14 protein-coding genes and 1 pseudogene are annotated in these 13,708 nt (G+C 35.3%); 9 read left to right on the top strand and 6 right to left on the bottom strand.

All coding sequences use genetic code 11. The features are described from left to right. Positions 1-9: 9 nt before the first annotated feature. On the bottom strand, positions 10-600 hold the full coding sequence (locus GMD78_RS15785; protein ID WP_155669988.1) for a TetR/AcrR family transcriptional regulator: 591 nt from the start codon (positions 598-600) through the stop codon (positions 10-12). 80 nt (positions 601-680) lie between these two features. Between GMD78_RS15785 and GMD78_RS15780 the strand changes: the two are divergent. The 9 genes and pseudogenes from GMD78_RS15780 (at position 681) to GMD78_RS15740 (ending at position 9,871) form a co-directional block, all read left to right on the top strand. Continuing rightward, positions 681-1,216, top strand: a pseudogene (locus GMD78_RS15780) (2TM domain-containing protein). Positions 1,217-1,803: 587 nt separating this feature from the next. Next, positions 1,804-2,859: a type 2 isopentenyl-diphosphate Delta-isomerase gene (fni, locus tag GMD78_RS15775; protein ID WP_155669986.1), complete on the top strand. Its 1,056-nt coding sequence runs from the start codon at positions 1,804-1,806 to the stop codon at positions 2,857-2,859. 143 nt (positions 2,860-3,002) lie between these two features. Next, positions 3,003-3,860, top strand: coding sequence for an MBL fold metallo-hydrolase (locus GMD78_RS15770; RefSeq protein ID WP_155669984.1), 858 nt, complete (start codon positions 3,003-3,005; stop codon positions 3,858-3,860). Between the two features lie 76 nt (positions 3,861-3,936). After that, on the top strand, positions 3,937-4,656 hold the full coding sequence (locus GMD78_RS15765; protein WP_155669982.1) for a DsbA family oxidoreductase: 720 nt from the start codon (positions 3,937-3,939) through the stop codon (positions 4,654-4,656). Between the two features lie 255 nt (positions 4,657-4,911). After that, entirely contained in the window at positions 4,912-5,865 is a 954-nt protein-coding gene (locus GMD78_RS15760) for an ABC transporter permease (protein WP_155669979.1), read from the top strand. Further along, positions 5,855-6,805: an iron chelate uptake ABC transporter family permease subunit gene (locus GMD78_RS15755; protein ID WP_155669977.1), complete on the top strand. Its 951-nt coding sequence runs from the start codon at positions 5,855-5,857 to the stop codon at positions 6,803-6,805. Before GMD78_RS15760 ends, GMD78_RS15755 begins: the two co-directional genes overlap by 11 nt. Beyond that, positions 6,799-7,554 carry an iron ABC transporter ATP-binding protein gene (locus GMD78_RS15750; protein ID WP_155669975.1) on the top strand — a complete coding sequence of 252 codons (756 nt, stop codon included), beginning with the start codon at positions 6,799-6,801 and terminating at the stop codon, positions 7,552-7,554. Before GMD78_RS15755 ends, GMD78_RS15750 begins: the two co-directional genes overlap by 7 nt. Positions 7,555-7,994: 440 nt before the next feature. Then, positions 7,995-8,942 carry a siderophore ABC transporter substrate-binding protein gene (locus tag GMD78_RS15745; RefSeq protein WP_155669973.1) on the top strand — a complete coding sequence of 316 codons (948 nt, stop codon included), beginning with the start codon at positions 7,995-7,997 and terminating at the stop codon, positions 8,940-8,942. 212 nt (positions 8,943-9,154) lie between these two features. Further along, positions 9,155-9,871 carry a SurA N-terminal domain-containing protein gene (locus tag GMD78_RS15740; RefSeq protein ID WP_196493844.1) on the top strand — a complete coding sequence of 239 codons (717 nt, stop codon included), beginning with the start codon at positions 9,155-9,157 and terminating at the stop codon, positions 9,869-9,871. 50 nt (positions 9,872-9,921) lie between these two features. Here the strand turns inward: GMD78_RS15740 and hisC are convergent, their stop codons facing one another. The 5 genes from hisC to hisH are packed head-to-tail and all read right to left on the bottom strand — an operon-like array spanning position 9,922 to position 13,702. Next, entirely contained in the window at positions 9,922-10,989 is a 1,068-nt protein-coding gene (gene hisC / locus GMD78_RS15735; protein ID WP_155669969.1) for a histidinol-phosphate transaminase, read from the bottom strand. Continuing rightward, the gene (hisIE, locus tag GMD78_RS15730) at positions 10,986-11,627 is read right to left on the bottom strand and encodes a bifunctional phosphoribosyl-AMP cyclohydrolase/phosphoribosyl-ATP diphosphatase HisIE (protein ID WP_155669967.1); all 642 of its coding nucleotides are present in this window, start codon (positions 11,625-11,627) and stop codon (positions 10,986-10,988) included. The genes hisC and hisIE overlap by 4 nt, the downstream gene beginning before the upstream one ends. Next, complete coding sequence (hisF, locus tag GMD78_RS15725; protein WP_155670055.1) at positions 11,624-12,388, bottom strand: imidazole glycerol phosphate synthase subunit HisF; 765 nt, start codon at positions 12,386-12,388, stop codon at positions 11,624-11,626. Before hisF ends, hisIE begins: the two co-directional genes overlap by 4 nt. Further along, entirely contained in the window at positions 12,378-13,100 is a 723-nt protein-coding gene (gene hisA, locus GMD78_RS15720; RefSeq protein WP_155669965.1) for a 1-(5-phosphoribosyl)-5-[(5-phosphoribosylamino)methylideneamino]imidazole-4-carboxamide isomerase, read from the bottom strand. Before hisA ends, hisF begins: the two co-directional genes overlap by 11 nt. Beyond that, the gene (hisH, locus tag GMD78_RS15715) at positions 13,097-13,702 is read right to left on the bottom strand and encodes an imidazole glycerol phosphate synthase subunit HisH (protein ID WP_155669963.1); all 606 of its coding nucleotides are present in this window, start codon (positions 13,700-13,702) and stop codon (positions 13,097-13,099) included. Before hisH ends, hisA begins: the two co-directional genes overlap by 4 nt. Positions 13,703-13,708 lie beyond the last annotated feature (6 nt).

Below are 13,708 nucleotides of genomic sequence, written 5' to 3'. Positions count from 1 at the left end.
CTTAAAAACCTACTTACATAGTGATTGTAAGTGGTATTTTAATGTATGGATCATTCTGTCTTTTGTGAAGGTTTTTGGATGTAATAGGTGGTGTAAGGATAGTCCATCAATTAATGCATGTAAGCGATCGATTTCAATGCTAGGATTTAAGTCATCTTTTGCAAGTTTTAGAGTCTGAAGCATCTGAACGACATTACCAATACCTTTATTCATTTCGAGATAAACCTTTTCGTTCAATGCTTCAAGTTTGGAATCGACGAGTGTTTTTGCAGAAAAGACAAACCATACCTCCATTTCAATTGTTCGATCCTCGTCAATCGGCAAAAGTTCACAGAGTGCATCCATTAGCATCTCCAATGGCGGTCCTTCGTATTTTTTATGAATCGCCCTTTGTTTTACTCGTTCAGAGACTAATTCCATGGAAAATAAAAGAAGCTCTGACTGTGAGGGAAAATAATGACGTAAGGAACCTACAGACATCCCAGATGCATTTGCAATTTTCCTTACTGTTGCATGTTCAAGTCCATCTTCCACTATGACCTTCCAAGTAGCTTCTGCTATTTTAATTTTACGTTTTTCGTGATCAACTATTTTTGGCATAGTATCATTATAACACAGTTGTATTATTTTAATTAGTTTGATATTATTTAATACAGATGTATTAAAAAGGGGGCGGGAGAATGATAGGGTGGTTAATCGTTGCTTGTGAAATTGGATTTTGGATATTTGTTTTAGCTGGATTAGTTGCTAGGTATATTTTTAGAAAAAACAAGCTTAGTGCTATATTGTTAATCTGCACACCAATTGTCGATATATTACTTCTCGTTGCTACAGTAATCGATTTAAGAAATGGTGCAGTTGCTTCCACACTTCATGGAATAGCGGCAATATACATTGGTGTAAGTATTGCTTTTGGTCATCGAATGATTAAATGGGCAGACGAACAATTTAAATACCGGTTTTCGACTGGGGAAAAACCTGTTAAAGAGAAGAAATATGGGAAAGAATACGCCAGGCAAGAAAGGAAGGTTGGTATCGTCATTTACTTTCCTATATAATAGGTGGAACAATTTTAATAGGAATCATATTATTTATTAATCATACACATCAAACAGAGGCATTGTTCCGGACATTTCAATTATGGTCATTTGTATTGATAATTGATTTTATAATTAGTTTCAGCTATACCATTTTTCCAAAGGAAGCACGCAATTAATAGGTTGCGTGTTTTTAATTGGATATTAGAAAATTGAAAACTTAAAAACGGTAACTCATCAGCGTTATGAGAGCCCAAAAGCTCATCGAAAACTCAAAAACGGTAACTCATCGATGTTATGAGAGCCCAAAAGCTCATCGAAAACACAAAAACGGTAACTCATTAACGTTATGAGTGCCCAAAAGCTCATCGAAAACACAAAAACGGTAACTCATCAGCGTTATGAGAGCCCAAAAGCTTATCGGAAAAGTCAAAACGGTAACTCATCGGTTATGGTATGACGGCATTGATGTCGGGCTAAGCTACCTTGCTGTGGAATCCCATTACATTATTTGTAGGAGTGTTAAATTCAGCATTTTTTGGTTCTCCCATTACATTTAACTAAATTCTTGGTATGATAATGGTAATAATAGGTGTATATATTGTTACCTTTGCAGATAGGAAAGTATAACTTTCCTATCCTGCATAAGTGCAACTAAGGCCTTCACCATAAGACTTGGCGAATGCCAAATTTTCTAAAGAAGGAACCATAGGGAAGAAAATTAGCAACTATTGCTTTTAAATATATAGGATTAGGATGTGAAGAAATGGCGGAAGAAGGAATTAATAGACGTAAAACAGAACATATTCGTATTTGTTTGACAGATCATGTAGAGGGTGTAAATAAATCAACTGGTCTAGAAGGTATATCATTTATACATAATGCATTACCGGAAATAAATTTTCATGATATAAGTTTAGAGACTAGTTTTTTAAATAAGTCATTACATGCTCCATTCTTAGTAAGTTCTATGACTGGTGGATCGGAATTAGCCGAAAAAATTAACCAAAACCTAGCATTGGCTGCTGAACAAAGACGTTGGGCAATCGCACTTGGATCAACAAGAGCAATATTAGAAGGGGATAAGCATCAAGATTCCTTTTTAATTAGAAAACAAGCACCAACCGTTCCATTAATTGCAAATTTAGGAGCTGTACAATTAAATTATGGATATGGTGTAGAAGAGGCGCAAAAACTTGTTGATTTAACGGAAGCAGATTCACTTTACCTGCATCTAAATAGTTTGCAGGAAATTATCCAAGATGAAGGTGATTTAAACTTCGAAGATCTGTTACCCAAAATTGAGGAAGTGTGTAGAAAGCTATCTGTACCAGTAGGGGTTAAAGAAGTTGGATTCGGAATTGACGGTACGGTTTCACGAAAGTTATATGATGCTGGAGTTTCTTATATCGATGTTGCAGGAGCAGGGGGAACATCTTGGAGTCAGGTGGAGAAGCTTAGGTCAAAGGATCCTTTAAGAAAAGCTGCGGCAGAAGCATTTAACAACTGGGGCATTCCTACTAAAGACTGTATCGTTTCTGTTAGAAGCAATATAGCTGATGTACCAATTGTGGCTAGTGGTGGAATGAAAACAGGTCTAGACGCTGCGAAAGCCATTACGATTGGAGCTGATATGATTGGGTTTGCAAGATCCTTGTTACAAGCAGCAACAGAATCAGCTGAAGAAGTGAATCGAGTAATGGAACAAATAGAATTTGAAATGAAGATAACCATGTTTGGAATTGGGGCAAAGGATCTCAACGAACTAAAAAATACAAATAGAGTGGAAATAATGGGAAGATCTTTACTTACAGATCAGTAAGTATAATTATATTGAAGGCCGTTGCCATAAAGGGTTGGTAAGAGCCAAGTTTTGTTAAGAGCTAAGCTATTATGCTGTAGCTCTTTTTATTTGTTTAATTTTGATTTCGTTTCAAATACTAACCATAAAGAAGGTGATAAGTAATGGAAAAAGATATACACAAAAGTGATGATCATAAATTTATTCCTATGACGTCAGTTGCGAGTAGAACTGGTCAAGAAATATCGTCTGATGTTTATTATTATACGGATCAGATCGTAAATATTATTTTTATCGGAAATCCTAGTAAGGACAAGTGGATATTAGTTGATGCAGGTTTACCAGGGTCAACGGAAGAAATAAAAGGAGTTATTGCTGATCGCTTTGGAGAAGGGAGCAAGCCAGAAGCTATTATGTTAACTCATGGACATTTTGATCATGTAGGTACTATAGTTGAATTGGTTAAAGAGTGGCAAATACCCATCTATGCACATGAGCTTGAGTTTCCTTATTTAACAGGTAAGAAACGTTATCCAGAGCCAGATATAACAGTAGAAGGTGGAATGTTAGCTAAAATTTCTGCTATGTATCCGAATGAACCGATTAATGTAGGTCCGTATGTAAAGCCGTTACCAACAAATCATCAGGTTCCTGGCTTATCAGATTGGAAATGGGTTCATACACCTGGCCACACGCCTGGTCATGTGTCTTTCTATAGAGAATCTGACTCCCTTCTGCTATCAGGTGATGCTTTTATAACGGTTCGCCAGGATTCCTTTTATAAGGTATTAACACAACAACCAGAGGTTCATGGTCCACCACGATATTTAACTACAGATTGGAAGGCAGCAAAAAAGTCAGTCGAGGTGTTGGCTGATCTTAATCCGGTTACTGTAATACCCGGACATGGTCAGGCGATGACAGGGAAGGCGCTTGAAGAAGGATTAAATGAGCTTAAACAAACATTTGATCAAGTAGCTGTACCTGATTATGGAAGGTATGTAAATAAAGATATTCACTAGGAAAAAATGACTAGGCAGAAAAATATTCATCCGAAGTGACATTATGCTAAAATGATGTCAAAAGAGAGGTGCAAGTATGAAGATAGAAGTATGGTCAGATTTTGTTTGTCCGTTTTGTTATATTGGAAAACGGAGATTAGAACAGGCATTAGATAAATTTACTAATAAAGAACACGTTACAGTTGAATATAAAAGTTATGAGTTAGATCCGAATGCAGAAATTAATCCTAATAAAAGTATTCACGAATTATTAGCTGGTAAATATGGAATGTCGGTTGAAAAAGCTAAGAGCATGAATGAGAATGTAGGAAAGCAGGCAGCAGAAGTAGGGTTAACGTATAATTTTGATACCATGCAGCACACCAACACATTTGATGCGCATCGTGTAGCTAAGTATGCCCAACGTCAAGGCAAGGGAAAAGAAATGACGGAAAGATTATTACATGCCTATTTTACGGAAGGACAATTAGTTAGTGATACAACAACATTAGCTAATTTAGCCGAAGAAGTTGGGATAAGTAAAGAAGAAGTATTATCTGTATTGAATTCGGATAAATATGCGTCACGTGTAAGAGAAGATGAAGATACGGCTAGACAAATAGGAGTTCAAGGTGTTCCGTTTTTCGTATTTAATGAAAAATATGCTGTTTCAGGAGCACAACCTCTAGAGGTATTTGCAGAAGTATTGGAAAAGGTTTGGGAAGAAGAACGTGAGAAACCAGCATTACAATCCTTAAACCCTAAAACCTCAAAGACTACCTATTGCACAGATGATGGATGTGTTGAAGAAGATTAGTTCCAAAGCTTATTGAGATGGTTGTTCTCAATAAGCTTTTTTAATTGAGGTAACCTGTTTCATTAAAGGATTAAACTATTAGGATATCACCATATAGTAAATTCACAAAATTGTAGAAATATGACAGGTTGTTTTTGTTGACGTAAGTCACATATATGCTATACTCAAACTATAGTTCTAATTGATAATGAATATCATTATTAATTAGAATAGAACTCAAATAATAATTATTATTGATAATGATTGAGGTTTTTTATGAAAATACGATATTTGGTTTTAATACTTATTACTTTTTCTTTTGCATCCGTTTTTATTGGTGTTTCGAATGTATCTCCTCTAGATTTGTTTCATTTAACAGAGGATCAAGCGCAAATCTTATTGGTAAGTCGATTGCCAAGATTGGTAAGTATCTTGATTGCTGGTATGAGTATGAGTATTTGTGGTCTAATCATGCAACAATTAAGTAGAAACAAATTTGTTTCTCCAACAACAGCTGGGACTTTAGATTCTGCTAGATTAGGAATTCTTGTTTCCATGATGATGTTTACAGCAGCAAGTCCATTTCAGAAAATGCTTGTATCCTTTGCATTTGCTCTTATAGGTACATTCATTTTTATGAAAATACTAGATAAAATCAAATTTAAAGATGCTATATTCATCCCGCTGGTTGGTCTAATGTTTGGAAATATTATCAGCTCTATATCAACCTTCTTTGCTTATCGAAATGACTTAATTCAAAACATGTCTTCGTGGATGCAAGGAGATTTTTCCATGATTATGAGTGGAAATTATGAACTTTTATATGTAAGTATCCCAATCTTAGCGTTAGCTTTCTTCTATGCAAACAAATTTACAATTGCAGGGATGGGAGAGGATTTTTCCAAAAACTTAGGGCTGAATTATCGGCAAGTGGTTAACTTAGGATTAATTATTGTTGCGCTTGTTACAGCATCAGTTGTACTTACAGTTGGGGTTATTCCTTTCTTAGGTTTAATCATTCCAAATATCGTAACTATTTATCGTGGAGACCATTTGAAAAAGTCAATTATACATACTGCATTGCTAGGAGCAGTTTTTGTCTTATTCTGTGACATTATTGGTAGATTGATTATCTATCCATATGAAGTTCCAATTAGTTTAACAGTTGGTGTGATAGGTAGTGGAATATTTATCTATCTATTATTGAGGAGAAAGAAATATGGGCTATAAGAAAAAAACGATTATCCTAGCAATAATCGCTATATTACTAGCAATGCTTTATATTTTTTATGATCTACGTGGAAATATTGGTTATATCCTACCTAGAAGAATTATTAAGGTTGTAGCTATTGTTTTAACAGGTGGTGCAATTGCTTTTTCCACTACGATTTTTATGACGATTACTAATAACCGAATTTTAACGCCAAGCGTCCTTGGACTTGATTCGTTATACTTATTAGTTCAAACGTTTATCATTTTTATTTTCGGTGCTAATTCTCTCGTTATGATGAGTAGCAATATTAACTATTTAGTCTCAATTGGAATCATGGTTTTATTCTCATTGTTACTATATCGTTTCCTATTTAGAGGAGAAAAGAATAATATCTACTTCCTATTATTGATAGGGATGATACTTGGAACCTTTTTTGGTAGCTTTACAGATTTTATGCAAGTTCTTATTGATCCAAATGAGTTCATGGTTGCACAAGACCGTATGTTTGCAAGTGTAAATAATGTAAATACAGATTTAGTGTATATTTCCATCATCATCATTGTTGCAGCCTTGATTTACTTTATGCGTTTTTATAAATATCTAGATGTAATGGCTCTAGGGAAAGAACATGCAGTTAATTTAGGTGTTCCGTATGATTATATAGTAAAACGACTACTTGTTATTGTTGCCATATTAATTTCAGTTTCTACTGCTTTAATTGGCCCGATCACATTCTTAGGATTACTAGTTGTCAATGTATCCTACGAGTTAATGAAAACATATCGACATTTTTATGTGATATGGGGATCTGTTTTTATCAGTATTATTGCCTTAGTTGGCGGACAATTTGTGGTTGAAAAGATCTTTACGTTCGACACAACCATTAGTGTTATTATCAACTTTATTGGTGGCGTGTACTTTATATATCTTTTGTTAAAGGAGAATAAATCATGGTAGATATTAAAAATGTATTTAAAATGTATAACCAGAAAAAGGTTGTGGATGATGTTTCTATTTCCATCGAGAAAGGAACGATCACATCATTCATCGGGCCTAACGGTGCTGGGAAAAGTACGTTAATCTCGATGATTAGTCGACTTATTGCAAAAGATGATGGTGAAATTACGATTGATGGTCAAGACATAATGAAGACTAAGAATAATGAACTTGCCAAGAAAATTTCTATATTAAAGCAATCGAATTCAATTAATTTAAAATTAACTATCCGTGAATTAGTTGCTTTTGGAAGATTCCCTTATTCACAAGGAAAATTAAGAAATGAAGATTGGGTAAAAGTAGATGAAGCGATCAGGTATATGGAGCTTGGTGAAATACAAGATAAATACTTAGATGAGCTTAGTGGAGGACAGCGTCAGCGTGCACATATAGCAATGGTTCTAGCACAGGATACAGAGTATATTTTGCTAGACGAACCATTAAATAATTTGGATATGAGACACTCTGTTCAAATAATGAAGACATTACGCAAATTAGTGGATGAATTAGGAAAAACTATTCTCCTAGTTATTCACGATATCAATTTCGCGTCTTGTTATTCCGATCATATTGTTGCACTAAAAGATGGAAAAATTATAAAGCAGGGTCGTACGTGTGATGTTATTGATCAATGTGTATTAAAGGATATCTATGATATGGATATCGAAATACAAAACATTGATGATAGAAAAATATGCGTATACTTCTAGATTGGGAGCTGCCGCCTAAAAGGCGGTAGTACTTCAAAATGCCCAAAAAATTACCATAAAAAAATCCCTTATAATGGTTAGCAGACGTGCTAATACATTATAAAGGAAGACTACTTAATTATAGTTTACCTTATACTTTGCTTTAGGTAAATCATATTGCATTACCAATATAAACATATCTACCCGTTTGGAGCGCTCGACTGGTAGAAGCTGTACTATAAAAGTGGTTAATTTTTTGGGGAAATGGAGTATTACTGTCCATGTAAAATGAAGGCTCTTCTCACATAGTATGTTGCTATTGATTTAGATTGTTCGGATTCGAAAGAGAGGAAGAAAGCTATAATTTCCTCCAAAGTTATGTTGCATTCTATCTTCCTTGAAAAAGCAACAATTTATTAGGAAGCAGCCAAAAAATTATATAGAAAAGGGGTTAAGTATAAATGAAAAAATTATCACTTACACTAGTTATGAGTCTATTAATCTTGTTCATTGCTGCTTGTGGTTCAGCAGAAAGCAGTGGAGATACTAATGCTAATTCTCAGGAGGAGACTGTTACGGTTAATCATGAGTTAGGAGAAACTGATGTACCAAAAAATCCTCAAAAAGTAGTTGTATTTGATTTTGGAATTCTGGATACATTAGATAAATTAGAAATTGATGTAGCAGGTGTAGCACAATCAGGAACAATTCCTGCTTATTTAGAAAAATACGGTAGTGATGAGTATGAGAATATCGGTAGTTTAAAGGAACCAGATTTTGAAAAAATCTCAGAAATAGATCCAGACCTTATAATTATTTCTGGACGCCAAGCAACTCTTTATGATCAATTAATGGAAATTGCGCCAACTATTCATCTAGGTGTGGATACAACAAATTATATGGAGTCCTTTAAAACAAATATGAACATTGTTGGTGAAATCTTTGATAAAAAGGATGAGATTGAAGAAGAACTTTCAACTATTGATGAGGCAATTGCTTCATTAAATGACAAGGCTTCTTCCTCAGAAGAAAATGGACTTATTATCCTTGCAAATGATGATAAAATCAGTGCTTACGGAACGAATTCAAGATTTGGAATCATTCATGACGTATTCGGTGTTACTCCGGTAGATGAGGGCATTGAAGCTTCCACACATGGTATGAATGTAACGTTTGAATATGTGAAGGAACAAGATCCAGACTTATTATATGTTATTGATCGAACAGCAGCAGTTGGTGGAGAATCATCTGCAGAGCAAATTGTAGAAAATACGTTGATGGAAAATACAAAAGCTTATCAAAATGATAATATTTTTTACCTGGATCCAGATTTCTGGTACCTTTCTGGCGGAGGATTAATATCTGTAGCTGAAATGGTAAATGAAATAGATGCAACTATTGGTCAATAGGTATGTGATTAAGGCAGTCCAATTATGGATTGCCTTTAATTGTGGCATAAATAAAGAAAGGCTTGGTTAAATTGTTATATAAATGTTAAACTGCCTTGGAATAGTGCAACCATGCCCATTTCGGATGCATTGTCATTTTACAGGACTTGAATCTACCCCCTTAAATATGTTTGAATTGGATTACACTAATTTAAGAAATGAGGTTTTCACATATGAAAAAGTTATTATTACTAATCGTAGCAGTAGGACTAGCTGCTGTTTTAGTTGCTTGCGGTGATGATGAAGGAAATGAAGAGAATGCAGAAGCTCCAGAAGCTCCAGAATCAAGTGATGGTGAGCAGGCAGCTCAGGAATTTGAAGTTACTGAGGATGAAAAAGTTGCTGAAGATGAAGTAGTTGTTACAGTTAATGGTAAAGAGGTCACTGGAGTTAAATATAATCCAGTTTATGCTCAGACAAAAATGACCATGGCTAATTATGGAATGGATATGAATGATCGTGAATTGGTTAAAGAACAAACAATCAATGAATTAGTAGCACAAGAACTGCTGAAACAGGAAGCGGAACAAAAAGGTATCGATGTTACTGAAGATGAGGTTCAAGGCGAAATAGATGCTATTGAAGAGGAAGAATTAGAAGCGTATCTAGAACAGATGCAGCTAACAGAGGATCAACTTAAAGAGCAGTTAACGTTAAATCTAACAGTTAACAAGTACATGGAACAAGAGCTAACAGTTGAGGAAGTATCTGATGAAGAATTAAAAGAAACTTACGATCAATTAAAGGAACAAAACGGAGAAGGAATCGGTGAGTTTGAAGAATTAAAAGATACACTTAGACAACAACTTATGCAACAAAAACAAACGGAACTCTTGCAAGCTAAACTTGAAGAATTACAGGAGCAAGCTGAAGTGGAAACATTAATATAAATCATTAAATAAAAACATCTCCCAAATTACTGGGAGATGTTTTTGAAATTTTAATTATAGCTTTGTAGAATAGTTTTTAATTGTGCAATGAATAGCTTCATGTCCTTTTCTTTACCAATTGTAATTCGCAAGTAATTTTGAATAGGTTTTTTATTAAAATGTCGTACAAGAATTTTATTCATTTTTAACTCCTTATATAAATCCTCGGCAACTACTTTATAGTGACTTACAAATAAGAAATTTGCTTGTGATGGTAACACGTAAAACCCTAGCAGCTTTAACTCGGATGTAACCCATTCCCGTGTATGGATAACTTTTTGTGTTGTTTCCATAAAATAATTTGTATCTTGAAAGGCTGCTGTTGCTCCAGCAATTGCTAGACGATTTAAGGTATAGGAGTTAAACGAGTCTTTTATCCGTGTTAGTCCCTCAACTAAATCTGAATGGCCGAGTGCATATCCAACTCGCAGTCCTGCTAATGAACGTGATTTTGAAGTGGTTTGCACGATGAGCAGATTTTCATAGGTATTAATTAAGGATACAGCTGATTCAGATGCGAAATCAATATAAGCTTCATCAATGATTACAACTTGATTTGAGTTGTTTTTAATGATTTCCTCTATAGCTTCTATAGATAAATAAATGCTAGTCGGTGCATTTGGATTAGGAAAGATGACCCCACCCTCTGATTGAAAAAAACCTTCAACTTGTAAAGAAAAATCACGCTGTACAGGTATTAATTCATATGGAATATTGAACAATTTACAATATACAGGGTAAAAGCTATACGTGATCTCAGGAAAGCGAATTTTTTTTCCTGGTTCAAAAAAAGCCATAAATGAAAAAGCTAATACTTCATCTGAACCGTTTCCCACAAAGACATTCTCCTTTTGCAGGAAGTTATATCTCGCAATTTCCTCACGCAATCCATCCACTGTTGGAGAAGGATATAAATGAAGTTTGCGTTTCAATTCATTGGTAATAGCATCCACTACCTTTGGAGAGGGGGGATATGGGTTTTCGTTTGTGTTTAATTTCAGGATATTCGCCTCATTTAATTGTTCACCTGGCACATAAGGTTCTGTTCGATGTACCATCTCGCTCCAAAATGCACTCATTTTACTACACCTTTCCCTTTAATAGGGTTATGTCTTTTAAGGAGTTCTTTTTTAATATCTGAAATGCGAACCCCTGTCATTTCCATTAATACAAGTGTATGATATGTTAAATCGGCAATTTCCCAAGTTAACTCTTCTTTATCTTGATTTTTTGCACCAATAATTACTTCACTCGTTTCCTCTCCCACTTTTTTTAGTACTTTATCGATTCCTTCACGGAAAAGGTAAGTCGTATAGGATCCGTCCACAGGGTTTACACGTCTATCTCGAATATTGGCGACCAATTCTTCGATAATATCTACATAGGAATGATGATTTTCATAAACGGAGTTATAGAAGCATGTTTGCTCTCCGGTATGACATGCTGGCCCTTTTGCATTCACTTGAACTAGAATGGAATCGCCGTCACAATCGTAGGAAATATGCTTTACGATTTGTTTATTCCCTGACGTTGCACCTTTATTCCATAATTCCTTCCTTTTTCTACTAAAAAACCATGTTTCCTTTGTTTCTATTGTTTTCAAGTATGCCTCTTCATTCATATAAGCTAGCATTAGCACTTTACCAGTCGTTTCTTCCTGTACAATGGCTGGTATTAACTCATTCACAGAAAAAGCTGGTCCTTGTAACTCCATCATGGATTCCTCCTCACAACAATATTTTGATTAGCTAGGGCGTCTTTTAAAGCAGGAATTGATATCTCATCATAATGGAAAACGGAAGCTGCTAGTGCTGCATCTGCAATATTTGGTTGGAGAATTTGTACAAAGTGCTCCATTGATCCTGCTCCTCCACTTGCGACAATTGGAATGTTCACTGCATCTGCTATTTTTTTGGTTAAATTGTAATGATAACCATTTTTTTCACCGTCTGCATCAATAGAGTTAACAACTATTTCACCAGCACCTAGCTTTTCACCAGCCATAGCCCAATCAATTGCATCGCGATATGTATTTTTCCTCCCCCCGTGAATAAAGACATTCCATTTATTAGATTCTATTTCCTTAGCATCAATAGAGAGTACAATACATTGAGTGCCAAACCTCTTAGCAGCCCGTTTGATTAGCTGAGGGTCTTTTACTGCTGAACTGTTGATAGAGACTTTGTCTGCTCCTGCTCGGAGAACATTGTGAATATCATCCAAGGTGCGGATACCTCCCCCAACAGTAAAGGGAATGGCTATTTCTGCAGCTACTTTTTCCACAATATCAAGAAAGATATTTCTCTCTTCATTAGACGCAGTAATATCGTAGAATACAAGCTCATCAGCCCCTTCGTTGTTGTATCTTTTGGCTATTTCAACAGGATCAGCAACATCTTGAATGTTTTTGAATTTCTTTCCTTTTACAACTCGACCTTGATCAACATCTAGGCAGGGGATAATTCGTTTAGCCAGCATTTTTTTCACCATCCAATAATGAATCAAAACAAAGTGTTCCATCGTATAGTGCTTTACCAATAATCGCGCCATAAAGGTTCATAGATTGCAATGTTTCAACATCCTCTTTGCTAGAAATGCCACCAGAGGCAATAACATTAATGGTAGACGCCTCATTCATCACTTTTAATTCAGTAAAGTTTGGCCCCTTTAACATTCCATCTTTTAATATATCCGTGTATATTATTGTTTTGATCCCAGTAGATTCTAATTCTTTTAGTAAATCTAATGCTAAGACTTTACTCGTTTGTTTCCAACCATTCGTTGCTACATATCCATGGCGTGCATCGATAGAAATCGCGATTTGATCTCCAAATGTTGAAACAGCCTGTTGTAAAAATTCCTTATCTTCAATTGCTGCTGTACCAATAATGACACGAGCAATTCCAGATGATAAATACGTTTCAATGCGTTCTAAGGAACGAATTCCACCACCGACTTGAATAGGAATCGATGTGTTTTTAGCTATTCGTTTGATAACTGATTGATTTATGGCTTTTCCGGTTTTGGCACCGTCTAAATCTACTAAATGTAAAGCTGATGCACCTTTCTCTTTCCATTTTTGTGCTATCTCTATGGGGGAATCGCTATAAATCTTTTCTTTGTTATAATCTCCTTGAGTCAATCGAACACAGTTACCGCCTCGAATGTCTATTGCTGGAAAAAGAATCATGATATCATCTCCCCAAAGTTTTTTAAGAGCTGAAGCCCTGTACTACCACTTTTTTCTGGGTGGAACTGCATTCCAATAATATTATTCTTTCGTACAATAGCAGGAATTAAGCCACCATAATTGGTACTACTAATTAGTTCACTTTCATTAATATTAGTTGCGAAGTAAGAGTGAACAAAATATACATATGCCTCACTAGGAAGCTGATACGTGATGGTACTATCCCGGTGTAGAGATAAGGTATTCCATCCCATATGAGGAACTTTCACGCAATTGTTAATTCGCTCAATATGACCATTTAATAAGCCTAGGCCATTCGAAAGACCATCTTCATTACTTGTTTCATAGAGAAGTTGCATGCCTAGACAGATTCCGAGAAGCGGTTTTTCATTGTTTGCCTCATCCTTTATTACTTCCACTAAATCAGCCTTGTGCAACGCCGTCATCGCATCCTCAAATGCCCCAACCCCTGGTAAAATAATGGCATTACTATTTCTAATCTCACCTTGATCAGTTGTTAAATAAGATTCATAGCCTAGTTTTGTTAGTGCAAATTGCAAGCTTTTAATATTGCCCGCACCATAATCGATTATTGCAATCATCCGTAT

Source organism: Ornithinibacillus caprae, from assembly GCF_009728145.1.
Taxonomy (GTDB): Bacteria; Bacillota; Bacilli; order Bacillales; family Amphibacillaceae; genus Ornithinibacillus; species Ornithinibacillus caprae.
The sequence above is the reverse complement of the archived record's forward strand: the minus strand, read 5'-3'. Positions and strand labels throughout refer to the sequence as shown.